Genomic DNA, 21,978 nt, shown 5'->3' with positions numbered 1-21,978 from the left:
TGCGGGGCTCGCAACCCCGGCTCACTCCTCGCGCTCACCGAGCCTTCTTCCGCTCGCGACTGCGGGGCTCGCAACCCCGGCTCACTCCTCGCGCTCACCGAGCCTTCTTCCGCTCGCGACTGCGGGGCTCGCAACCCCGGCTCACTCCTCGCGCTCACGATTTGACGGCACCTTCCATGATCCCGCCGATGATCTGGCGGCCGAACAGGACGAAGACGATGAACAGCGGCAGCGTCGCGATCAAGGTACCGGCGAAGATCTGCGAGTTGTCGGCGAAGTAGGCCGTGTTCAGGCTGCGCAGCGAGATCTGCACGGTCGGGTTGGCCGGGTCGGCCAGCACCACGAACGGCCAGAAGAACTGGTTCCACTGCTCCATGAAGGTGAGCAGGCCGAGCACCGCGGCGGCCGGGCGCAGCGCCGGCACCACCACGTGCCAGTACACCTTCCAGGTGGAGCAGCCGTCGACCCGGGCCGCCTCGATCAACTCGTTCGGCACGGCCTGCTCCGCGTACTGCCGCATCATGAAGATCCCGAAGCCGCCGATGAGGAACGGCACGGTGACCGACGGCATGGTGTTGAGCCAGTCCAGCTTGGCCATCAGGATGTACAGCGGCAGCACGCCGAGCTGGATCGGCACCATCATCGAGGCCAGGATGATCAGCAGCAGCGCGTTCTTGCCCCGGAAGCGCAGCTTGGCGAAGGCGAAGCCGGCCAGCGAGCCGAAGAACACCGTGGCCACCGTGATCGTGCCGGAGACCAGGAACGAGTTCAGCAGGCCCTTGACGATGGCGGCGTCGCCGTTGGCGAGCACCCGGCGGACGTTCTCGCCGAGTTCCCCGCCGGGCAGGAACGGTGGCGGCCAGGAGTTCGCGGCGTCGTTGGTACGCGACGCGATCACGATCATCCAGTAGAACGGGAAGAGCGAGAGGAACACCCCGAGGACGAGCCCGACCCAGGTCAGCGGGCTGGCCGCCCAGAGCTTCTCCGCGCGGTGGCGGAGCCGCGGCTCCGGGGCCCGCGGGAGGGGCGGGTGCAGCGTGGTACTGGTCATTCGTGCGCCACCCTCACTTGTCCGTGCTGATCCGGCGGGCCAGCAGGTAGTTGATGAACGAGAAGACGGCGATCAGCAGGAAGAGCATCAACGCCACCGCGCCGGCGTACCCCCAGCGGAAGCGCTGGTTCATGACGTCGAGCAGGTACATGGTGATGGTCTGGAACTGCCCCTCGGTGCCGCCGGACATGGCCCCGGACCCGCTGGTGAACATCAGCGGCTCGGTGAACAGCTGCAGGCCGCCGATGGTCGAGATGATCAGCGTGAAGATGATCGTCGGGCGCAGCTGCGGGACCGTGATCGACCAGAACTGGCGGCGGCGGGAGGCGCCGTCCAGCGCCGCTGCCTCGTACACGTCCTTGTTGATGGACTGCATGGCGGCGAGGTAGATCAGGGCGTTGTAGCCGATCCACCGCCAGTCGACCATTGTCGAGATGGCGAACCAGGAGGCGAAGCGGCCGGCCCGCCAGTCGACCGGATCGACCCCCACCAGGTCGAGCAGCCAGTTGACCAGCCCGAACTCGCGCGCGTAGATCATCGAGAAGATCAGCGCGACGACCGCCGTCGAGGTGATGATCGGCATGGCGATGGCCAGCCGGAAGAACATCTGCCCCCGGATGCGCCGGTTCAGCGCGTTGGCCAGCAACAGCGCCAGCAGCAGCTGCGGCACGGTGGAGAGCACGAACATCCCGAAGGTGTTCGTCACCGCGTTCCAGAACTGCGGGTCGTTGGTGAGCAGCTCGACGAAGTTGTCCAGGCCGACGAAGCTGATCGTCGGGTTCAGCGGCGAGCGGTCGGTCAGCGCGATCCAGAAGGTGTAGACGATCGGGTAGACGCCGAAGATCGCGAAGATGACGAAGAACGGCAGGACGAACAGGTACGGGGTGTAGCGCAGATCCAGCCGGTTGAGGATGCGCCCGGCCGGGCGCCGCCGGTGCGCGGCCGGGGCGGCCGGCGGCCGGGACGGGCCGGGTGGGGCCGCGGTGTCGATGGGAAGGCTCATCAGAGTTCCTTCGGGTGAGTGGCGTCGACGCGACGACGCCGGATCACGGGCTCCGACGTGGGATCACGGGTGGTGCCGCCGGTGTCGGTCGGCACCACCCGTGACCGGGCGGTAGGGCCTTGGCTACTTGCCGGCCGCCTCGCCGTTCTTCAGCGCTGCCTGCCACTGCTCCGCCGCGGGCTTACCCTGCTCGACCGCGCGCAGGGTGTTCTCCACAGCGGTCCGGACCGCGTTGTTCTTCGGGCCGAGGTAGACCGGCTTCAGCTCGCTGGCACCGGCGGCGAAGATCTTGCCGGTCGGGGCGTTGCTGAAGTAGTCGTTGGTGGCCGAGGAGACCGCCGGGTCGGCGAGACCCTGCGGGGACGACGGCAGGTTGCCGACCGCCTTGAACGCCTCGACCTGGCCCTTGTTGCTGGTCAGGAACTTGGCCAGCTCGGCGGCCTCCTTGGGGTGCTTGCTGGACTTCGGCACGGCCAGCCAGGAGCCGCCCCAGTTGCCGGCGGCGCCGGGGGCCTTGGCGATGTCCCACTTGCCGGCCGCCGCGTCACCGGCCTGGCCCTTGATGACGCCGGTCATCCAGGCCGGGCAGGCGATGGTGGCGAAGGTGCCGTTCTTGAACCCGGCGTTCCACTCGTTGGAGAACGACTGGAGGTTGTTCGACAGCCCGGCCGCGATCATCTTGGTGGTGAGGTTGTACGCGGTCTGGACGTCCGGGTTCTCCCCGATGATCAGCTTGTTGCTCTTGTCGTAGTAGGTCTGGCCGCTGCCGTTGCTGGCGATCTGCATCAGCACCACGTTGTAGAAGTTGGTCGCCGAGTCGACGAACTTGTGCTTCTTGTCGGCGGCGGCGAACTTCTGGCCGGTGGCGATGAACTCGTCCCAGGTCGGCCAGAGCGCGCCGACCTCTTCCCGGTCGGTGGGCAGGCCGGCGGCCTTGAACAGGTCGCTGCGGTAGCACAGGGCCATCGAGCCGACGTCCGTGCCGAGACCGAGCACCGTGCCGTCGGGGGTCACGCCCGCCTGCCACTTCCACGGCAGGAAGTTGTCCTTGAGGTCGTTGGCGCCGTAGTCGGCCAGGTTCTGGAACTTGTCGGTCTGCGCGAAGAACTGGACGATCGTGCCCTCTTCCAGGGCCACGACGTCCCCGGCGCCGGCGCCGGCGGTGATCTGCTGGGTCAGCCGGGTGTTGTAGTCGCCCAGGCCGAGACCCTTGCCGCGCTCGGTGATCTTGATGTTCGGGTGGTCGGCTTGGTACTGCTTGTAGAGCTCCTCGTAGCCGAAGCCCTGGTCGCCGAAGACGTCGACGACGAGCGTGATCGGGTCGTCGGCGGTGCCGCCGCCGCCCGACGAGTCGTTGCTGCAGGCGGTGGCGGCGGCGAGCACCGCGACTGAGGCGAGCGCGATGGCCGCGAACCGCCGGCGACCGATTGGGACGGTCATCTTCAGACCCCTCTTTCGATGGTGAGGCGTTGTGTGTGGTGGGGGTTGCTGCACGGCGCGACCGCCCGCCGGACAACGCCGACGGCGGCATCCGGAAGGGAACCTGGAGAGATCCACGTCACTACCGGGAGCGCTCCCATGAGATTGCCGGTGGGTGTCGAGGGTGTCAATACCGGCCTGGGAGCGTTCCCATTTCGTTACCGCATGGAACCGCCCGCTGACAGGGATGGACCGCCGGATCACGGACATACCGGCGAGGGCTCGCGGCGAATCAGGCCGTCCGGCGCGCGCACCCCGCGCCCTCGCCCGGCGGGTACGCGCCGGTCAGCAGAGGCGACGCAGCAGGGTGCTCACCCGGCCGGCGTCGAACGCCTCCGAGGCGAAGCGGTCGCCGACGAAGCGGCGCATCGCGGCGTGTTCGGGATGCCCCGGATCGGCCAGCGCGGCCAGCAGGAGCTGATATCCCGGCGGCCCGCCCACGTCCTCCGGCGGGCACGCCCGCGCCCCGTCCACGCAGTACGGGTACCGCTGCTCCGGATCCCCGGTCAGCGCGTCCTCCACCAGCAGGTCGTGCTCCCACCAGTCACCGAAGTCGTACGTGTACTGGAACCGGCTGCCCTTGCCGACCACCGCGTCGAGGCGGACGTCCAGCTCGTCGCGGACCGCCAGCTCGCCGTCCGGATCGGGCTCGCCGTACTGGATGCCGTCGATGTCGAAGGAGTGCAGGTGGCAGTCCTGCCAGCCCATCGCGTACTGCACCACCCGGTGCAGCCGGTCGAGGGTGAAACCGCCGGGGACCAGCACCCGCCGCCAGACCGGGGGTCGCACCCCGGCGAGGGACATCTGCACCTGGAAGATCTGACGTGGCATGCTGTCCCCTCCTTCCACCGCATAGGCTGCCGGCATGATCTGCCGAGCGTGCCGGGAGCGGCGGCACGACGAATGTCCGGGCCGGAAGTGGTGCGACTGCCAGCACCGTACCCCCGAACCGACCCCGCCGGTCACCGGTCCCGCCGGCGAATGACCGTCAAAACGCCGATTTCCCGGCTCTGGCCGGCGCCCGACCCGGCGCCGCTGTCCGACCCGGACCTGACCGCGCTCTACGGCCGCGCCGGCGGTCCCCACCTGCGGGTGAACTTCGTGTCGAGTCTCGACGGCGCGGTCACCCTGGACGGCTACTCCGCCGGCCTCTCCGGCGAGCCCGACAAGCGGGTCTTCGGCCTGCTGCGGATGCTCTGCGACGGGCTGCTGGTCGCCGCCGGCACGCTCCGGCACGAGGGCTACCGGGCGGTACGGCTCAGCGCGGACCGCCGGGCGTGGCGGCGCGAGCACGGGCTGGCCGAGTACCCGGCCCTGGTCGTGGTCTCCGGCTCGCTGGACCTCGACCCGGCCCAGGCGGCCTTCGCCGACGCGCCGGTACGGCCGGTCGTGCTCACCCACGCCGGGGCCCAGCCGCCACCCGGGCTGACCGACGTGGCCGAGCTGGTCCGCTGCGGCACCGACCGGGTGGACCTCGCCGCCGGCCTGGTCGAGCTGCGCCGGCGCGGGCTGGCGGAGCTGCTGTGCGAGGGCGGGCCGCAGCTGTTCGGCGCGCTGACCGCCGCCGACCTGGTCGACGAGCTCTGCCTGACCGTCGCCCCGCTGCTGGCCGGGCCCGGGCCGGGCCGGATCACGGCCGGGGCCACCAGCCCGCCCCGGCAGCTCGGGCTGCGGCACGTGCTGGCCGCCGCGGACGGCGTACTGATGCTGCGCTACGCCCGCAGCGTGGAACGATGAGGCCCACCTGGCGAGTCTTGCCCCCCGGCGGGCCGGCCGCTGCTCGCCAAGGGCGAGGAGCGTGACCAGCCCGGATTCGCACTCCCCGTGGTCGGCCGAACCCGCCGAGCGATCGGGCCTGGACGACCGGCGTGGCGTCCGCCGCGTCGCGTGGCAACCTGTCGCATACCTCGGGCAGGATGCAGGGCGTGTGCCCTGACCGAGACGACACCCAGGGCGTGAGCCGCGCCCCGAGCGACCAGCCGACCGGAGCCCGCTGATGACCGACGACCTGCTCGACAGCCCCGGTGAGCCGGTCGGCCGAGTGCTGGGCACCGCCGATGCCACCCCGTTGCAGTTCTGGACGGCCGTCTCCCCGGACAGCTACCTCCAGCTCGACGACGTGGTGGTGACCCGCCGGGAGCTGCCCGACCGGGAGCCGGTGACGATCGCCGGGGTGGTCACCCAGGTCCGGGCCCGGCACGAGGGCGCCCAGTTCGACTCGGACGTCTTCGCCATCGCCGACGGCACCCTCCCGGCCCAGGTGCAGGAGGCCGCCGAGATCACCACCACCCGGGTCGACCCGGAGTTCTACGTCCCGCCGACGCCGGGCGCGACGGTGCACCGGGCCGAGGGCGACGCCCGGGCCCGGGCGCTGCACTTCGACCGGATGGAGCGGCGCATCCCGATGGGGATGGGCCGCGACGGCGTGCCGGTCTACCTCAACGCCGACTTCCTCGACGGCACCCGGGGCGCGCACGTCTCCATCTCCGGCATCTCCGGCGTGGCCACCAAGACCAGCTTCGCCACGTTCCTGCTCTATTCGGTGTTCCGCTCCGGGGTGCTGGGCGGCGACGCGGTCAACGCCAAGGCGCTCATCTTCAACGTCAAGGGCGAGGACCTGCTCTTCCTCGACCACCCGAACACCCGCCTCGACGACGCGACCCGCGCCGGGTACGCGAAGCTCGGCCTGACCGCCGGCGCCTTCCCCGACGTGCGGGTGTACGCCCCGCCGAGGGTCGGCGACTCTTCCGGCACGCCCGACGTGAGCAGCCGGCTGACCGGAGTGGACAGCTTCTACTGGACGCTTACCGAGTTCTGCGCCGACCGCCTCCTGCCGTACGTCTTCGCCGACGCCGACGACGAGCGCCAGCAGTACACGATGGTGGTCCACTCGGTCGCCGCGCACCTGGCCCGGTACGCCCAGCCCGCCGACGGCGGGGTGAGCATCGACGGGGTCCGGCTCGGCTCCTACGCCGACCTGGTCGACCACGTGGTGGAGCAGCTCAACGACGACGAGACCCGGAGCGACTGGGCCGGCAGCGCGGTCGGCCTCGGCACGGTCAACGCCTTCGCCCGCCGGTTGATCGGCAGCAAGAAGGACCTGGGCCGGCTGATCCGCGGCGACCTGGCCACCCGCCGGCCGCACTCGATCAACACCGCGGAGAGCGCCCAGGTCACCGTGGTCGACCTGCACAACCTGCCGGACCGGGCGCAGCGCTTCGTGGTCGGCGTGACGCTGAAGAGCGAGTTCGAGCGCAAGGAGAAGGCCGGCACCGCCAAGCCGCTGCTCTTCGTGGTGCTCGACGAGCTGAACAAGTACGCCCCGCGCGAGGGCTCCTCCCCGATCAAGGAGGTGCTGCTGGACATCGCCGAGCGGGGCCGCTCGCTCGGGGTGATCCTGGTCGGCGCCCAGCAGACGGCGAGCGAGGTGGAGCGGCGGATCGTCACCAACTCGGCGATCCGGGTGGTCGGCCGGCTCGACCCGGCCGAGGCGTCCCGCCCGGAGTACGGCTTCCTCCCGCCGGCCCAGCGCCAGCGGGCGCTGCTGGCCAAGCCGGGCACGATGTTCGTCAACCAGCCGGACATCCCGGTCCCGCTCTGCCTGGAGTTCCCCTTCCCCGCCTGGGCCACCCGGGTCTCCGAGGCGGGCCGCGCCCCGTCGGAGACGCTACGGTCGATCACCCAGGCCGCCGACCCGTTCGCGGTGGTCGGCTCCAGCTCCTCCGACGACGACATCCCGTTCTAGGAGGGGGACCCGGTGAGCGCGAGGAGCGCAGCGCAGCGAAGCACCGCAGCCGCGAACGAAGGGCGGGCACCGTGAAGATCCTGCACACCTCGGACTGGCACGTCGGCAAGGTGCTCAAGGGGAAGTCCCGCCTCGACGAGCACAAGCAGGTGCTGGCCGGGGTCATCGAGATCGCCCGCGCGGAGCGCCCCGACCTGGTGATCGTCGCCGGTGACCTGTACGACACCGCGGCGCCGACGCCGGAGGCCACCCGCCTGGTCACCCGGGCACTCACCGCGCTGCGCCGCCTCGGCGCGGACGTGCTGGCGATCGGCGGCAACCACGACAACGGGCCGGCCCTGGACGCGCTGCGACCGTGGGCCGAGGCGGCCGGGATCACCCTGCGCGGCGGCGTCCGGGAAAATCCGGCCGAGCACATCATCGACGGGGTCACCGGCGGCGGCGAGCGCTGGCAGGTGGCCGCGCTGCCCTTCCTCTCCCAGCGGTACGCCGTCCGCGCGGTGGAGATGTACGAGCTGACCGCCGCCGAGGCCAACCAGACCTACGCCGACCACCTGGGCCGGCTGCTGGGCCGGCTCGCCGAGGGCTTCACCGAGCCGGACCGGGTGCACCTGGTCACCGCCCACGTCACCGTGGTCGGGGCAAGCACCGGCGGCGGCGAGCGGGACGCGCACACCGTGCTGGGCTACGCCGTACCGGCGACGATCTTCCCCGGGAACGCGCACTACGTGGCGCTGGGCCACCTGCACCGGTCGCAGCGGGTGATCGGCCCCTGTCCGATCCGGTACAGCGGCAGCCCGCTCGCGGTCGACTTCGGCGAGCAGGAGAACGTTCCGTCGGTGACCCTGGTGGAGGTGACCGCCACCACCGCCGCCCAGATCCGCGAGGTGCCGGTGCCGGCGGCGGTGCCGCTGCGTACGGTGCGCGGCACCCTGGCGCAGCTCGCCGAGCTGGCGGCGCCGGAGGGCTGGCTGCGGGTGTTCGTACGGGAGCAGCCCCGGGCCGGGCTGCGCGAGGAGGTGCAGGAGCTGCTGCCCCGGGCGCTGGAGATCCGGATCGACCCGGAGCTGGTGCCGGCGCCGGGCAGCGGCACCCGCACCGCCCAGCGGGCCGGCCGCTCGCCCCGCCAGCTCTTCGCCGACTACCTGGACGGCAAGGGGCACGCCGACGAGGGGGTCCGGGAGCTCTTCGACGAGCTGTTCGAGGAGGTGGGTGGCTGATGCGCCCGATGCGGCTGGACCTGGCGGGCTTCACCGTCTTCCGCGAGGAGACCACCGTCGACTTCACCGACGCGGACTTCTTCGCGCTGGTCGGGCCGACCGGCTCGGGCAAGTCCACGGTGCTGGACGCGATCTGCTTCGCCCTCTACGGCACGGTGCCCCGCTGGGGCGGCACTCGGGGCCTGGCCAACGCGCTCGCGCCGTCGGCCACCGAGGCCCGGGTCCGGCTGGTCTTCGAGTCCGCCGGTGACCGGTACGTGGCCACCCGGGTGGTGCGCCGGGACGGCCGGGGCAACGTCAAGACGGCCGGCGCCGGCCTGCAACTGATGCCGCCCGGCTTCGACGTCACCAAGCTGGACACCGGGCTCAGCCCGGAGGACCTCGGCGAGGTGCTGGCCGGCACCGCGGCCGAGATGGAGTCCGCGGTGCTGGCGGCGGTCGGGCTGCCGTACGAGCAGTTCACCAGTTGCGTGGTGCTGCCGCAGGGCCAGTTCGCCGACTTCCTGCACGCCAAGCCGGCGACCCGGCAGCAGATCCTGGTGAACCTGCTCGGCCTCGGCGTCTACGAGCAGGTGCAGAAGCTGGCCACCGAACGCGCCGGCCGGGCGGAGGCCAAGCTGGAGGCGGTGGACCGGATGCTCGCCGGGCTGGCCGACGTGGACGACGAGGCGCTCGCCGAGGCGCTCGCCCAGGTCGACCGGATGCGGGAGCTGTCCGGGGCGGTCGAGGCCGCCGTACCCGAGCTGGAGCGGGCCCGGGCCGCGGCGCGGGAGCGGGCGGCGGAGCTGGCGGGGTTGGACGCGGAGCTGGCCGTGCTGGCCGGGGTCCGGCCGCCGGCCGGGATCGCCGAGCTGGCCCGGGCGGTGGCGGCGGCCCGCGCGGCGGCCGACGAGGCCGCGGCGGCGGTCGGGCTGGCCGAGGAGCGCGAGGAGAAGCTGCGCGGCGAGCTGGCCGCGGCCGGCGACGAGAGCGCGCTGCGGCTGCTGCTGCGGGCGCACGCCGACCGGGAGCGGCTGACCGGCGAGGCGACGGCCGTCCGGGCGGCGGTGGCGGCGGCGCAGACCGAGCACGACGCGGCGGCCGGCGCGCTCGCGCAGGCGCGGGCCGCCGCCGAGCGGGCCGAGGCGGAGCTGGAGACGGCGTTCCGGGCGCACGAGGAGGCGAAGGCGACCGACCAGGCGGTGGCGCTGCGGGCGCACCTGACCGCCGGCGCCCCCTGCCCGGTCTGCGAGCAGGTGGTGCCGCGGGTGCCGGCCGTGCCGAAGGGCTCGGCGGTGGCCCGGGCGGTCGCCGCCGGCAAGGCGGCCCGGGCGGCCAGCGAGGCGGCGAGACGGGTCGTGCAGGAGCGCGACGCCGCCGCCCAGGAGCTGGACCGGCTGCTGCTGCGCGCCCGGGCCGAGGACGACCAGTTGCGGGCCCGGCTGGCCGAACTGGACGCGCAACTCGCCGGCGCCGCCACGCCGGCCGCGCTGCGGGAGTCGCTGGCCGAGCACGACCGGCTGCGCCGCGCCCTGGAGGAGGCGGCCGGCGCGGTACGGGCCGGCCGGGACGCCGCCCGCCGGGCCCGCGGCGCGCTCGACGCGGCGGAGGAGCGGCTACGCCGCGCCTGGCGGGACTTCGACGGCACCCGGGACGGGCTGGCCCGGTTCGGGCCGCCGGCCGCCGACCGGGACGACGTCGCCGCGGCCTGGTCGGCGCTGGTGGCGTGGGCCGACGGGCAGGCCGGGCGGCGGCGCGCGGAGCGGGTCGGTCTCGCCGCGGCGGTGACCGGTGCCGAGGCGGCGGTCGGTGTGGTCGCGGAGCGGATCGGTGGCCTGCTGGCCGGTGGCGGGCTGCCCCCCGCCGACGACCCGGTCCGCGCGGTGACGGTGGCGGTGGAACGGGCCGAGGCGGCGCACCGCCGGCTGGAGGAGCGCCGGGAACAGGCCGCCGAGCTGCGCGGGCAGCGGGAGGAGCACCGCCAGCGGGCCCAGGTGGCCCGGGCCCTGGCCGGGCACCTGCGGGCCAACAACTTCGAACGCTGGTTGCTGGCCGAGGCGCTGGACCTGCTGGTCGACGGCGCCTCCCGGATCCTGCGCGAGCTCTCCGGCGGCCAGTACGACCTGGTCCACGACAAGGGCGAGTTCTCCGTGGTGGACCACCACGACGCCGGGCTGCGCCGGGGCGTGCGCACGCTGTCCGGTGGCGAGACGTTCCAGGCCTCGCTGGCCCTGGCGCTGGCCCTGTCCGAGCAGTTGGCCGGGATGTCCACCACGGCCGCCAGCCTGGAGTCGATCGTGCTGGACGAGGGCTTCGGCACCCTGGACGCGGCCACCCTGGACACGGTGGCCGCCACCCTGGAGGGGCTCGCCGCCCGGGGCGACCGCATGGTCGGGGTGGTCACCCACGTACCGGCGCTGGCCGAACGCATCCCGGTCCGCTTCGAGGTACGCAAGGACGCCCGCAGCGCCCGGATCGAACGGACCGGCCTTTGAGTACGCAACCTCGGTACTTCGTCGACGCGTGGGATCCGGCGTACGGGGCGTCGTTCGAGGCGTCGGCCGGCGGGCCGGCGGCCCCGAGCAGCGCCCAGGTCGAGGCGGACGCCGAACTGCCCGCGGTGGACTGGCGGGCGATCGACCCCCGGCCGGAGCTGCGGGCCCCGGACGTGGTGCTGCTGGTCGACGGGGTACGCCGGATCGACGCCAGCGTGTGGACGGCCGAGGAGGACGGCGCGTCCTATCCGGGCATCGCCGCCTCGTACGCGGCCGGGGTGGTCCGCTGCGACCTGGAGCGGGGGGCGGCCGAGCTGGCCGGGGCGCGGGTGGAGCGGGGCCTGTTCACCGCCAGCCCGTCGGCGGCCGAGGTGGTCTGCGGCCAGGTCCGCTACCCGGTGCACCGGGTCGGCGGGGCCGGCGAGCTGAGCAAGCTGCCGGCGGCGGTGCAGGGGCCACTCACCGCGCTGGAGGTGGCCGTCTCCGACGCCGCCCGCACCGACGGCGACCTGCTGGTGGTGGACGGTCCGCTGCGCAGCCGGCGGCACCTGCCGCGCACCCTCGGCTACATCAAGACCCAGCACAGCCAGTACCTCGACGCCCGGCTCACCGCCGTGGTCACCGGCCTGCGCTCGGGGCAGCGCTCCCCGGTGTTCAAGCTCGGCACCGCGTGGGGCGGCTGGTCGTGGTACCTGCGGCTGCCGGTGGCGGTGGGCGCGCCCTGGGCGGGCATCGTCCGGATGGAGTGCTCGGCCGAGCTGACCGCGGCCGAGGCGATCGAGCTGGCCGACCTGTCCCTGGTCACCCTGCCCCGGTTCGCCTCCACCCCGTACAAGGACCCGCGGGCTCCGCAGAACCTGATCCCGATCGCCGGGCTGGAACGCCGGTTGCGGGGGCTGCTCGGCGACGCCCGGCTGCTGCACCGGGCGCTGACCGCCGCCGCCCGCTCCGGTGGGATGCGCCGCTGATGGGCCGCAAGCGGGCCACCGACCGGGTGGTCGCGCCGGTCGACACCGGCCGGGCCGAGCTGGTGCCGGACCGGGACCGGCCCCGGTCGTACACCCTGCTCCTGGACGGCGCGCCGCAGTCGCACGTGGACCTGGCCGACCCGACGCACCTGGAGTTCGAGTACGTCCGGCGGCTGGCCGCCGCCCTCGACCTGGTGGCCCCGGCCGGGGCGCCGCTGCGGGTGCTGCACCTGGGCGGCGGCGCGCTGACCCTGCCCCGGTACGTCGCCGCCACCCGGCCCGGCTCCACCCAGCGGGTGTCCGAGGTGGACGCCGCGCTGGTCGAACTGGTCCGCCGGGAGCTGCCCTGGCCGACCGACCCGCGGCTGCGGGTGCGGGTCGCGGACGCCCGGGCCACCCTCACCGCCAGCCGGGACGCCGCCTTCGACGTGGTGGTCGCCGACGTGTTCGCCGGCGCCCGCACCCCGGCTCACCTGACCAGCCTGGAGTACGCCACCGAGGTGGCCCGGGTGCTGCGGCCGGGCGGCTGGTACCTGGCCAACATCGCGGACGGCCCGCCGCTGCGGCACGCCCGCGCGCAGGTGGCCACGGTGCGCGCGGTGCTGCCCCGGGCCTGCCTGGTGAGCGACGCGGCGGTGCTGCGCGGGCGCCGCTACGGCAACCTGGTGCTGGTGGCCGGCCGGGTCGAGCCGCCGGTGCCGGAGCTGACCCGGCGGGCCGCCGGGGACTGGTTCCCCGGCCGGGTGCTGGCCGGCGCGGAGCTGGACCGGTTCGCCTCGGGTGCCGCCGTGGTGCGCGACGCCGACGCCACCGACTCCACCCCGCCGCCGCCCGGAATTTTTTCCGTCGAGCGTTGATCCGTCCGGCGGGTTGCTGCGTATCACCGGGCAGCCATGCCCGTGGGGGGCCGGCTGATGTCATTTGACACCGGAGGTCTGCATGCATGCGGTGGCGGCCGGCTGGCACGGCGACATGGCGCGGCCCGAGTGGCGTTCCGCCCGGGCCCAGTCCCAGTCGCGCGCGTCCAGGTCGGGCCGGGGGGTCGACGCCCACCCGGCGGTTCGCCAGAATGACCCGGTGCCGCCGCGACCGGCGCCCGGGCGCCATCAGGCGACGTCCACCGAGGCCAGTCATTCCGACCAGTTGATCCGGCTGCTGTACGCCGAGCACGCGGGGCCGCTGCTGGCCTTCGTGATGCGGCTGACCGGCGGCGACCGGCAGCGCGCCGAGGACATCGTGCAGGAGACCCTGCTGCGGGCCTGGCGCAACGCGCACCGGCTCGGCGTGCACGGTCAGGGGTCGCTGCGGCCGTGGCTGGTGACGGTGGCCCGGCGCATCGCGATCGACGAGCACCGCAGCGAGCAGGCCCGGCCGGCGGAGACGTACGACCGGGACCTGACCGCGTTCGCCGAGGCGGACAGCACCGAACGGGTGTTGCGCACCATGACGATGGCCGACGCGCTGCGTACGCTGAGCCAGTCGCACCGGGAGATCCTGGTGGCGACGTACTTTCGGGGTCGGACGGTGCCGGAGGCGGCCGAGGAGCTGGGGCTCCCGCTCGGCACCGCCAAGTCCCGGGTCTACTACGCGTTGCGCGCGCTGCGTACGGCTCTGCAGGAGCGGGGGGTGACGGAATGAGCCGGGTCGACCACATGGACGTCGCCGCGTACGCGCTCGGCGTGCTGGACCAGCAGGAGGCGGAACGGTTCGAGGAGCACCTCGCCACCTGCTGGGCGTGTGCCGCCGAGCTGGAGACGATGGTGCCGGTGGTGGGCCTGCTCTCCGGCATCGACGGCGAGACGATGATGGCCCTGGAGCAGACGGCCACGGATCCGGCCCTGCTGGACCGTACTCTGGTGGCGGTCCGCGCGGACCGGCGCCGGGCCCGGTTCCGGCAGGTGCTCGCCGCCGCCGCCGCGGTGGTGGTGTTCGGCGGGCTGACCGGCGTCGGGATCGCCAGCCTCACCGACACGGAAGGCGCGCCGCAGGCGCTGCCGACCGGCCGGCCCACCGCCGGGCCGGAGCAGCCCACGCCGGGGCCGACGACCTCCGGCCCCGGGTTCGGCGGCGAGGGCCAGCTGCCGGACGGCGATCCGGTGAGCGCCACCGACCAGAGCACCGGGGTCAAGGCAGACCTGTGGCTGGCGGCCAAGGAGTACGGCACCCTGGTCAACTTCAACCTGACCCGACTGCCCGGGCCACGCACCTGCCGCCTGGTGGTGGTGCGCAAGAACGACGCCACCGAGGTGGTGTCCTCCTGGTCGGTGCCGGGCACCGGGTACGGCACGAACAGCAACCCGCTGCCGTTGCAGTTGCAGGCGGCGACCGCGGTGCCCCGCGGCGACATCCGGAAGGTGCAGATCGAGTCGGTGGACGCCAACGGGGTGGCCAGTCCACTGGTGACGGTGCCGCTGCAGTAGGGGTGGTCTGGTGCGGCGCCGGTCGGGCGGTCCGACCGGCGCCTTCGTCGTGCCCGCCCGCGGTACGCCGTCGCTTCGGGGCACGGACAAGGGGGTCGGGCGGTTCAACGGGTCACATGTGAAATGAGCCACTCATCGATGTTCAACCTTGACAGCGGCCGGGCCGTACTCATTGGCGAACTGCCAAGCATGAGGAGGGCACGTGGCACAGATGAAGCGAACCGTCATCGTCGCTAGCGCGATGGTCGCCCTGACGGCCTGCGCTCCCGCAGGTTACGACGCGACGAACTCGAGCGCGGCGGAGCCGGTCGCCGTCGCCGCGGCCGAGCCCACCGCGGCGGCGGAGCCCACCGTTGCGGCGGAGCCGGAGGCCAGCCAGGAGGCGCCGGGCGACGGCCAGGCGCCGCCGGCCGACGTCCGGCTCACCGACGAACTGCGCGGCAAGAAGGTGGCCCGGATGGGCAACGTGGTGACCGACCAGGACGGTTGGATCCTCTACCGGTTCGACAAGGACTCGGCCGACCCGCCCTCGTCCAACTGCGTGGGCAAGTGCGCCCAGGTCTGGCCGCCCGCGCTCACCGACGGCAACCCGCAGCTCAACGGGGTCTCCGACGACAAGGTCGGCACGGTCACCCGGCAGGACGGCACCCGGCAGATCACCCTCGGCGGCTGGCCGCTCTACCGCTACATCGGCGACAAGAAGCCCGGCCAGTGGAAGGGCCAGGGCGTCGGCGGCACCTGGTTCGTGGTCGCCCCGAACGGCAAGAAGAACCTGACCTGCCTGCCGAAGGGCACCCCGAAGCCGGTGGCCCCGCCGGCCGACAGCGCCGACGACAGCGCCGGCGGCAGCTCGGGGGACGGCGGCTACTCGTACTGACCCACCGGTGACCCGGTGGCCGGTCGCCGTCGGGGAGGGCGCGACCGGCCACCGCCCCGGACGACCTGGACGCCAACGCACCGGCAGCGCCCCGCGTCCCGGGGTACGGCGCCGGCCCACTCGTGGGCCGGCGCCGCGACCCGTTCAGCCCCGGCGCGCCCCTCGGCCCGGCGCGCCGGCGGTGTCGCTCGTCACGGCCCCCGGCCGTGGCAGAGTGTCGGGGTGACCGAGACCGCGCCGAGCGCCAGCCGCGAGCTGCGCCCGCCACCCGGCTACCGGCTGGCCGACTCGGTCCGGCCGCTGACCTTCAGCCCGTACGACCCGTGCGCCCGGATCGCGGACGGCGCCTTGTGGTGGGCCACCCGCACCCCGGACGGTCCGGCCACGCTGAGCCTGCGGCCGGCGGGCGGCGCGGTGGTGGCCGAGGGGTACGGGCCGGGCGGCGGCTGGGTGGTGGACCGGGCCGACGGCATCGCGGGGCTCCGCGACGACCTGACCGGGTTCGCCGAACTGGCCGCCGCGCACCCGGTGGTGGCCCGGCTGGCCGCCCGGCACCACGGGCTGCGGATGCCCGCCACCGGGCTGGTCTTCCCCCGGGTGCTGCGGGCGGTCTTCGAGCAGAAGGTCACCGGCAAGGAGGCGTACCGGGCGTACGCGGCGACGGTCCGCCACTTCGGCGAGCCGGCGCCGGGGCCTCGGCAGCCGCTGCTGCTGCCGCCGGATCCGGCCGCGGTGGCCGCCGCGCCGTACTGGATCTTCCACCCGTTCGGGGTGGAGCAGCGGCGGGCGGACACGCTGCGCCGCGCCGCCGCCCTCGCCGACCGGCTGGAACGCTGCGCGGACGCCGCCGAGGCGACGCGCCGCCTCACCGCCGTGCCCGGCATCGGACCGTGGACCGCCGCCGAGGTGGTCCGCGTCGCGTACGGCGACCCGGACGCGGTCAGCGTCGGCGACTACCACGTGCCCAACACGGTGGCCTGGGCGCTGGCCGGCGAAGCCCGCGCGGACGACGCCCGGATGCTCGAGCTGCTGGCGCCGTTCCGCGGTCACCGCGGCCGGGTCTGCGTGCTGCTGGCCGCCGCCGGTGCCCAGGCGCCCCGGTACGGGCCGCGGATGCCGATCCGCTCCTTCGCCCGCTTCTGATCGCCCGGCCGCCTGCCGACCGGCCCGCCGGCTGCCGACCGGCCCCCGCCCGGTCAGCCGGCCGCGCAGAGCCGGCGCAGCGTCCGCCCCAGCCACCAGGCGTACGCCCGCTGGAAGGCCCGGGTGGCCGGGCCGGCGGCGCGGACGTACCAGTGCGCCGGGCGGCTGAACGCCACCACCTCGAACACGACCGCGTCGCCGTCGCGGCGGACCAGGAACGCCTCCTCGCCGATCTCCGGGTGCCCGGGCAGGGTGCCGTAGCCGAAGCCGGCCCAGCCCGGCTCGTCCGCCACCCAGACCACCTCGGTCGGTCCCCACAGCCGCAGCGGGCCGACCCCCAGGCCGGGGGCGACCCGGACGCCCACCTCGGCCCGGGGCGCCGCGGTGCGCATCGCCACCCCGGCCGCCCGGTGCAGCCGCCAGGTCAGCACCGCCCGCGCCGCGGCGGCGAAGCAGCCGTCCGGCAGCCGGACCCGGTGCCGCAGGTGGTGGTAGCCGGCCGGCAGCGGCCCGTGCCGGGTCGCCCCGACCTGCGGGTACGTCAGCTCGGACACGACGGCCGCCTTCCGGATCGGGACAGCGCCAGCGTACGGGCGCGGTGGCCGGGCCGCCCGGCGACGCCGGATCACAGTGCGCTGAGCTGCGGTGACCCCCGGAACGATTCGCCTGACGGTGCTGGAGGAGCCGGCGGTCAGTCCTGCTCGCAGCGGCGCTTGAGGCCGTCGGCCTCCGTCCGCAGGTAACGGCGGACCAGGTTGCCGCCGAGCCGGCCGACCAGTGGGGCCAGCGGGCCGGTCTGCGCCACGGAGAGCAGCACCCGGACCCGGCCGTCCGGCAGCGGCACCAACCGGTGCTCGGCCACCGTGCGGACACCGGGGCTGCCGGAGACCCACCGGAAGTACGTCGGCGCGGCCAGCTCGGTGACCCGCCAGACCGCCGGGCGCAGCCGGGGCTGTTCGACCCGGGCGGCGGAGCCGACGGCGAACGGGCCGGAGTCCAGCCGCTCGGCGCGGCGCACCGACGCCGTCCACTCGGGCCACCGCTCGACGTCGACCGTCACCGCCCAGATGGACTCCTGCGGCGCGGCCACCTCGGTCGTCGCCTCGAAGCGCATGCGGATCCTCCCTCACCGAGCCGGAGAACCGGTGCCCGGGCGGGCTCGCCGCAGCACGCCGTGCGACGCCGGCAGGTGAGCGTACCGCCGCCGGTCGATCCGGCGCGGGCCCGGCGGCGCCGGCGGGTGGCGCCCCGTGGGCGGCCTTCCGCCGGCGAACCGGTCAGCCGGCCTCGGGCAGCTCGGCCTCGCGCAGGTCGGCCAGGTCGGGCCCGGCGTGCCGGTGGAGCAGGTCCGCCAGCTCGGCCACGACGGCGACCTCACCGAGCACGTTCCAGCCGCCGCCGTGCTCGGGCCGGTAGCGGTGGGCGAGCCGGTACCGGTGCCGGCCCCGGATCAGCTCGATGCTGACCCGCCACCGCCCGCAGCATTCGCAGTACCACTCCCGCACGTCGGCGACGGTAGCTCTGAGCTGCGCAGACGCGATCCGGTCCCGGGGGACGCGGGGTACGCGCCGGGACACGCCACCCACGCCCGGCGGGTGATGTGCCTCACGACTGTCGGTGCCGTCTGATTGACTGGTCGCCGTGGACCTGCCGATCACTCCGCCGATCGAGCCGATGCTGGCCAAGAGCGTGCCCCGCCTGCCCACCGCCGACGGCATGACGTACGAGCCGAAGTGGGACGGTTTCCGCTGCATCATCTTCCGCGACGGGGACGAGGTCGAGCTGGCCAGCCGGGGCGGCAAGACGATGACCCGTTACTTCCCGGAGGTGGTCGAGCAGGCGCGCCGGCAGCTCCCGCCCAGATGCGCGGTCGACGGCGAGCTGATCGTGATCCGGCGGGACGGCCCCGACGGCCAGCCCCGGCTCGACTTCGAGCTGCTCGCCCAGCGGATCCACCCGGCCGCCTCCCGGGTGAAGCTGCTCGCCGAGACCACCCCGGCCGACTTCGTCGCCTTCGACCTGCTCGCGCTGGACGACGAGCTGCTGCTCGACCAGCCCTACCCGCAGCGCCGGGCCCGGCTGGAGGCGGCGCTGGCCAAGGTCCGCCCGCCCGTGCACGTCACCCAGGTCACCACCGACCCGGAGACGGCCCGCCGCTGGTTCGACGTGTTCGAGGGGGCCGGGCTGGACGGGTTGATCGCCAAGCCGGCCGACCTGCCGTACGAGCCGGGCAAGCGGCTGATGTTCAAGGTCAAGCACGCCCGCACCGCCGACGTGGTGGTGGCCGGCTTCCGCTGGCACAAGTCCGGGCCGGTGGTCGGCTCGCTGCTGCTCGGCCTCTACGACGACGCCGGGGTGCTGCACCACATCGGGGTCAGCTCGTCGTTCACCGCGGCCCGCCGGCAGGAGCTGCTGACCGAGCTGGAGCCGTACCGGGAGGTCGGCGCCGAGCACCCCTGGGTGCACGGCGACCACGAGCGCGGCCAGCGCATCCCGGGCGGGGTCAGCCGGTGGACCGGGGGAAAGAACCTGGAGTGGGAGCCGCTGCGACCGGAGCTGGTGGCCGAGGTCGGCTACGACGCGATGGAGGGCGACCGGCTGCGGCACACGGCGCAGTTCGTCCGCTGGCGGCCGGACCGCGATCCCCGCTCCTGCGGCTACGACCAGCTCGACCGCCCGATCCGCTACGACGTGGACCAGGTCCTGCGTGGCGACCCGGCGGCCACCGTCGAGCCCGGGCCGGGCGGCCGGGCGTAGCCTGGCCGTCGAAACGATCACCGGAGGTCGAGACGTGACGCGCTTCCCCGACCGGATCCGCCGGGCCCGGCTCATCGTGGCCGGGTTGGCCGCGGCGGCGCTGGTCGCCGCCGGTTGCACCCTGCCGGCGTTCGCGCCACGCACGGAGGGTGCGGGCGGGGTGGCCGCGCCGGGCAACGCGCCGACCTGGCGACCCTGCCCGGAGATCCCCGACGAGCTGGTCGGCCGTGGCGCGCCCGGCATGCGCTACGAGTGCGCGAAGATCGCCGTGCCCCGCAACTGGGGCGCCGGCACCGCCGCCACCAGCGGCCCCGGTTCCGGGGAGACGTTCGAGATCGCCCTGCTGCGGGCCCGGTCGTCGAAGCAGCGGGACCGGCTCGGCTCGCTGGTCATCAACCCCGGTGGGCCGGGCGGTTCCGGGGTGGACACGGCGGTCTACCTCTCCTTCGGTCCCACGTTCGGTGGGCTGCCCGCCTCGGTGACCGACCGGTTCGACATCGTCGGCTTCGACCCCCGCGGCGTGTCCCGGTCCAGCCCGGTGAAGTGCATCTCCGACGCCGATCTGGACGCCAGCTTCGGCTACGACCCCGACCCGCAGGGCCAGGCGTCCTTCGACGGGTTCGTCGGGCTGAACCGCCGGATCGGCAAGGGCTGCGGCGACAAGTACGGCGACCAGCTCCCGCTCTACGGCACCGAGCAGGCCGCCCGGGACATGGACGCGGTCCGCGCCGCCGTGGGCGACGAGAAGCTCACCTACCTCGGCTACTCCTACGGCACGCTGCTCGGCGCCACCTACGCCCAGCTCTACCCGGACCGGGTGCGGGCGCTGGTGCTCGACGGCGCGGTGGACCCGCAGCAGAAGCTGATCGCCGGCTCGGAGAGCCAGGCCCGGGGCTTCGAGCGGGCGTTCGACAACTTCGACCGGTGGTGCGCGGCGAACGCCGGTCGCTGCCCGATCGCGCCCGACGCCCGGGCCGCGGTCACCACGGCCATCGACAAGGCGAAGGTCTCCCCGGTCCGGGGCGCCGACGGCCGGCAGGCCACCTCCGGCTGGGTGTTCTACGCGGTGATCTCCTCCCTCTACACCGAGTCGGGGTGGCAGGAGCTGGCCCGGGCCATCGACAAGCTGGCGGCCGGCGACCCGGCCGACGTGTTCAAGCTCGCCGACGCGTACGCGGGGCGGGACTCCGACGGCCACTACTCCAACCTGTTCGACGCCAACCTCGCGGTGAACTGCGCCGACGAGACCGAGAAGCCCACCCTGGAGCGGATCCGCCAGTTGCAGTCGCAGTGGCGCGCGAAATACCCGCTGTTCGGGCCCGCGCTCGCGGTGGGGATGCTGGGCTGCGCCGAGTGGCCGGGCCAGCGCGACCCGTACCCGACGGGCAAGGCGGTCGGCGCGCCACCGATCGTGGTGGTGGGCACCACCGGCGACCCGGCCACCCCGTACGAGCAGACCCCGGCGCTGGCCTCGATGCTCGGGGTGGGACGGGTGCTCACCTGGGAGGGCGAGGGGCACACCGCGTACCCGCAGACCAGCTGCATCACCGAGGCGGTCGACGCCTACCTGGTCTCGTTGACCGTGCCGCGCGACGGGCTGCGCTGCCCGGCGCGATAGCGCAGCGGCGGCGGGCCGGCGACCCCGAGCGGCGGCGGGCCCGGCGCATCGCCGCACGTCGTTGTGCCAGGCTGCCGCCATGACCGATGTGACCCTGCGCGAGGCGGTCCGGGCCGACCTGCCCGCCGTCGTGGCCCTGCTCGCCGACGACATGCTGGGCAAGGCCCGCGACTTCACCGAGGTCGACGAGGCGTACGAGCGGGCCTTCGCGGACATCACCGCCGACGCCCGGAACCACCTGATCGTCGCCGACCGGGGCGGGGAGCTGATCGGGTGCATGCAGATCACGTACATCCCGGGGTTGGGCCGGCACGGCGCCGAACGTTCCCTGATCGAGTCGGTGCGGGTCCGCTCGGACCTGCGCGGCCAGGGCCTGGGCCGGCGGATGATGGCCTGGGCCGTCGCCGAGGCGCGGCAGCGCGGCTGCGGGCTGGTGCAGCTCACCACCGACAAGACCCGCGCCGACGCGCACCGCTTCTACCGCGACCTCGGCTTCGTGGCCAGCCACGAGGGGATGAAGCTGGCGCTCTGACGGTGGCCCCGCCGGGCCGCCGCTCCCCCGCGCCGGGGAGCCGGTTCCCCGGCGGCCGGGAGGGCCGGGGTCGCGCCGCCGGCCAGGCTGGACGGGTCACCGAGGAGGTTGTCATGTCCGTAGCCGCCGCGCCGGCCGTCCCCCGCCGCGACGTCCGGCTCGCGCCCCGCTGGGCGGTCCGCGTCGCCCACCTGATCCCGCTGGTCGTCCTGCCGTCCGGCCTGTGGCGGATCGCCCTGGTCACCGGCGTGCCGATCGGCGCCACGCTGCACGGCGTCCCGGTCCGCCCCGGCCTCGGCGAGAGCCTCTACATCGTGGCGCTCAGCCTGGTGTCGGAGGCGCTCGCCCTGCTCTCGCTCGGCCTGGTCCGGCCGTGGGGCGAGGTGCTCCCCCGCCGGCTGCCGCTGGTCGGCGGCCGGCGGGTGCCGCCGTGGTTCGCGGTCACCGCCGCCACCGCGGGCGCCGTCGCGCTCACCCTGATCTGGGGGTACGCCGCCTGGGGCGTCGCCGTCAACGGCAACGACCTGGGCTTCCCACCCGCCGGCTTCGCGCTGCTGGTGGTCTGCTACGCCCCGCTGCTGCTCTGGGGTCCCCTCCTGCTGGTCCTCGCGGGCAGCTACCACCACCGCCACCGCCCCACCCACCCGGCACGGCCGGCCACACCGCGCCGACCGTGACGTCGGCGTCGGCG

General features: G+C 74.3%; 21 protein-coding genes. 14 read left to right on the top strand and 7 right to left on the bottom strand.

What is annotated here, in order from left to right:
- Nucleotides 1-154: 154 nt before the first annotated feature.
- The 4 genes from AB0H57_RS01770 to AB0H57_RS01755 all read right to left on the bottom strand — a co-directional run bounded on the left by AB0H57_RS01770 (nt 155) and on the right by AB0H57_RS01755 (nt 4,364).
- Entirely contained in the window at nt 155-1,051 is an 897-nt protein-coding gene (locus AB0H57_RS01770; RefSeq protein ID WP_357501549.1) for a carbohydrate ABC transporter permease, read from the bottom strand.
- 13 nt (nt 1,052-1,064) lie between these two features.
- Nucleotides 1,065-2,054, bottom strand: coding sequence for a sugar ABC transporter permease (locus AB0H57_RS01765; RefSeq protein WP_357501548.1), 990 nt, complete (start codon nt 2,052-2,054; stop codon nt 1,065-1,067).
- 123 nt (nt 2,055-2,177) lie between these two features.
- Complete coding sequence (locus tag AB0H57_RS01760; protein WP_357501547.1) at nt 2,178-3,494, bottom strand: extracellular solute-binding protein; 1,317 nt, start codon at nt 3,492-3,494, stop codon at nt 2,178-2,180.
- 324 nt (nt 3,495-3,818) lie between these two features.
- Nucleotides 3,819-4,364, bottom strand: a complete 546-nt coding sequence (locus AB0H57_RS01755; protein ID WP_357501546.1) for a plasmid pRiA4b ORF-3 family protein — start codon at nt 4,362-4,364, stop codon at nt 3,819-3,821.
- Nucleotides 4,365-4,514: 150 nt separating this feature from the next.
- On the opposite strand from AB0H57_RS01755, the gene AB0H57_RS01750 reads away from it, so the two are divergent.
- The 10 genes from AB0H57_RS01750 (at nt 4,515) to AB0H57_RS01705 (ending at nt 16,380) form a co-directional block, all read left to right on the top strand.
- Nucleotides 4,515-5,270 (top strand): pyrimidine reductase family protein, encoded by a 756-nt coding sequence (locus AB0H57_RS01750; RefSeq protein WP_357501545.1) that lies wholly within the window; start codon nt 4,515-4,517, stop codon nt 5,268-5,270.
- Nucleotides 5,271-5,529: 259 nt separating this feature from the next.
- Complete coding sequence (locus AB0H57_RS01745; protein ID WP_357501544.1) at nt 5,530-7,278, top strand: ATP-binding protein; 1,749 nt, start codon at nt 5,530-5,532, stop codon at nt 7,276-7,278.
- Nucleotides 7,279-7,349: 71 nt separating this feature from the next.
- Nucleotides 7,350-8,498 carry an exonuclease SbcCD subunit D gene (locus tag AB0H57_RS01740; RefSeq protein ID WP_357501543.1) on the top strand — a complete coding sequence of 383 codons (1,149 nt, stop codon included), beginning with the start codon at nt 7,350-7,352 and terminating at the stop codon, nt 8,496-8,498.
- Nucleotides 8,498-10,972, top strand: a complete 2,475-nt coding sequence (locus tag AB0H57_RS01735; protein ID WP_357501542.1) for an SMC family ATPase — start codon at nt 8,498-8,500, stop codon at nt 10,970-10,972. The genes AB0H57_RS01740 and AB0H57_RS01735 overlap by 1 nt, the downstream gene beginning before the upstream one ends.
- The gene (locus tag AB0H57_RS01730) at nt 10,969-11,940 is read left to right on the top strand and encodes a hypothetical protein (RefSeq protein ID WP_357501541.1); all 972 of its coding nucleotides are present in this window, start codon (nt 10,969-10,971) and stop codon (nt 11,938-11,940) included. Before AB0H57_RS01735 ends, AB0H57_RS01730 begins: the two co-directional genes overlap by 4 nt.
- Nucleotides 11,940-12,797 (top strand): fused MFS/spermidine synthase, encoded by an 858-nt coding sequence (locus AB0H57_RS01725; protein WP_357501540.1) that lies wholly within the window; start codon nt 11,940-11,942, stop codon nt 12,795-12,797. Before AB0H57_RS01730 ends, AB0H57_RS01725 begins: the two co-directional genes overlap by 1 nt.
- Nucleotides 12,798-12,879: 82 nt before the next feature.
- A complete protein-coding gene (locus AB0H57_RS01720; protein ID WP_357501539.1) occupies nt 12,880-13,578 on the top strand; it encodes a sigma-70 family RNA polymerase sigma factor in 699 nt (232 codons plus the stop codon).
- Nucleotides 13,575-14,360, top strand: a complete 786-nt coding sequence (locus AB0H57_RS01715) for a zf-HC2 domain-containing protein (RefSeq protein ID WP_357501538.1) — start codon at nt 13,575-13,577, stop codon at nt 14,358-14,360. The genes AB0H57_RS01720 and AB0H57_RS01715 overlap by 4 nt, the downstream gene beginning before the upstream one ends.
- A gap of 202 nt (nt 14,361-14,562) precedes the next feature.
- Nucleotides 14,563-15,237, top strand: coding sequence for a hypothetical protein (locus AB0H57_RS01710; RefSeq protein WP_357501537.1), 675 nt, complete (start codon nt 14,563-14,565; stop codon nt 15,235-15,237).
- A gap of 222 nt (nt 15,238-15,459) precedes the next feature.
- The gene (locus AB0H57_RS01705; RefSeq protein WP_357501536.1) at nt 15,460-16,380 is read left to right on the top strand and encodes a DNA-3-methyladenine glycosylase 2 family protein; all 921 of its coding nucleotides are present in this window, start codon (nt 15,460-15,462) and stop codon (nt 16,378-16,380) included.
- Between the two features lie 53 nt (nt 16,381-16,433).
- Here the strand turns inward: AB0H57_RS01705 and AB0H57_RS01700 are convergent, their stop codons facing one another.
- The 3 genes from AB0H57_RS01700 to AB0H57_RS01690 form a co-directional block, all read right to left on the bottom strand.
- On the bottom strand, nt 16,434-16,934 hold the full coding sequence (locus AB0H57_RS01700; RefSeq protein ID WP_357501535.1) for a DUF1990 domain-containing protein: 501 nt from the start codon (nt 16,932-16,934) through the stop codon (nt 16,434-16,436).
- Between the two features lie 137 nt (nt 16,935-17,071).
- Complete coding sequence (locus AB0H57_RS01695) at nt 17,072-17,494, bottom strand: SRPBCC family protein (protein WP_357501534.1); 423 nt, start codon at nt 17,492-17,494, stop codon at nt 17,072-17,074.
- 163 nt (nt 17,495-17,657) lie between these two features.
- Nucleotides 17,658-17,885, bottom strand: a complete 228-nt coding sequence (locus tag AB0H57_RS01690; protein ID WP_357501533.1) for a hypothetical protein — start codon at nt 17,883-17,885, stop codon at nt 17,658-17,660.
- A gap of 136 nt (nt 17,886-18,021) precedes the next feature.
- Here AB0H57_RS01690 and AB0H57_RS01685 point away from each other — a divergent pair, with 136 nt between their 5' ends.
- The 4 genes from AB0H57_RS01685 (at nt 18,022) to AB0H57_RS01670 (ending at nt 21,964) form a co-directional block, all read left to right on the top strand.
- Nucleotides 18,022-19,137, top strand: coding sequence for an ATP-dependent DNA ligase (locus AB0H57_RS01685; RefSeq protein WP_357501532.1), 1,116 nt, complete (start codon nt 18,022-18,024; stop codon nt 19,135-19,137).
- A gap of 55 nt (nt 19,138-19,192) precedes the next feature.
- Nucleotides 19,193-20,755, top strand: coding sequence for an alpha/beta hydrolase (locus AB0H57_RS01680; protein WP_357501715.1), 1,563 nt, complete (start codon nt 19,193-19,195; stop codon nt 20,753-20,755).
- A gap of 79 nt (nt 20,756-20,834) precedes the next feature.
- A complete protein-coding gene (locus AB0H57_RS01675; protein ID WP_357501531.1) occupies nt 20,835-21,287 on the top strand; it encodes a GNAT family N-acetyltransferase in 453 nt (150 codons plus the stop codon).
- A gap of 113 nt (nt 21,288-21,400) precedes the next feature.
- Nucleotides 21,401-21,964, top strand: coding sequence for a hypothetical protein (locus tag AB0H57_RS01670; protein ID WP_357501530.1), 564 nt, complete (start codon nt 21,401-21,403; stop codon nt 21,962-21,964).
- Nucleotides 21,965-21,978: the final 14 nt, after the last annotated feature.

Origin of the sequence: Micromonospora sp. NPDC050686, from assembly GCF_040654475.1 — a bacterium.
Taxonomy (GTDB): Bacteria; Actinomycetota; Actinomycetes; order Mycobacteriales; family Micromonosporaceae; genus Micromonospora.
This window is presented reverse-complemented; position numbering and strand designations above follow the sequence as displayed.

What these genes read in the sequence shown, in the direction of transcription:
- AB0H57_RS01770 (WP_357501549.1), bottom strand. Translation starts at nt 1,051, where the DNA reads ATGACCAGTACCACGCTGCACCCGCCCCTCCCGCGGGCCCCGGAGCCG.
- AB0H57_RS01765 (WP_357501548.1), bottom strand. Translation starts at nt 2,054, where the DNA reads ATGAGCCTTCCCATCGACACCGCGGCCCCACCCGGCCCGTCCCGGCCG.
- AB0H57_RS01760 (WP_357501547.1), bottom strand. Translation starts at nt 3,494, where the DNA reads ATGACCGTCCCAATCGGTCGCCGGCGGTTCGCGGCCATCGCGCTCGCC.
- AB0H57_RS01755 (WP_357501546.1), bottom strand. Translation starts at nt 4,364, where the DNA reads ATGCCACGTCAGATCTTCCAGGTGCAGATGTCCCTCGCCGGGGTGCGA.
- AB0H57_RS01750 (WP_357501545.1), top strand. Translation starts at nt 4,515, where the DNA reads ATGACCGTCAAAACGCCGATTTCCCGGCTCTGGCCGGCGCCCGACCCG.
- AB0H57_RS01745 (WP_357501544.1), top strand. Translation starts at nt 5,530, where the DNA reads ATGACCGACGACCTGCTCGACAGCCCCGGTGAGCCGGTCGGCCGAGTG.
- AB0H57_RS01735 (WP_357501542.1), top strand. Translation starts at nt 8,498, where the DNA reads ATGCGCCCGATGCGGCTGGACCTGGCGGGCTTCACCGTCTTCCGCGAG.
- AB0H57_RS01725 (WP_357501540.1), top strand. Translation starts at nt 11,940, where the DNA reads ATGGGCCGCAAGCGGGCCACCGACCGGGTGGTCGCGCCGGTCGACACC.
- AB0H57_RS01720 (WP_357501539.1), top strand. Translation starts at nt 12,880, where the DNA reads ATGCATGCGGTGGCGGCCGGCTGGCACGGCGACATGGCGCGGCCCGAG.
- AB0H57_RS01715 (WP_357501538.1), top strand. Translation starts at nt 13,575, where the DNA reads ATGAGCCGGGTCGACCACATGGACGTCGCCGCGTACGCGCTCGGCGTG.
- AB0H57_RS01695 (WP_357501534.1), bottom strand. Translation starts at nt 17,494, where the DNA reads ATGCGCTTCGAGGCGACGACCGAGGTGGCCGCGCCGCAGGAGTCCATC.
- AB0H57_RS01675 (WP_357501531.1), top strand. Translation starts at nt 20,835, where the DNA reads ATGACCGATGTGACCCTGCGCGAGGCGGTCCGGGCCGACCTGCCCGCC.
- AB0H57_RS01670 (WP_357501530.1), top strand. Translation starts at nt 21,401, where the DNA reads ATGTCCGTAGCCGCCGCGCCGGCCGTCCCCCGCCGCGACGTCCGGCTC.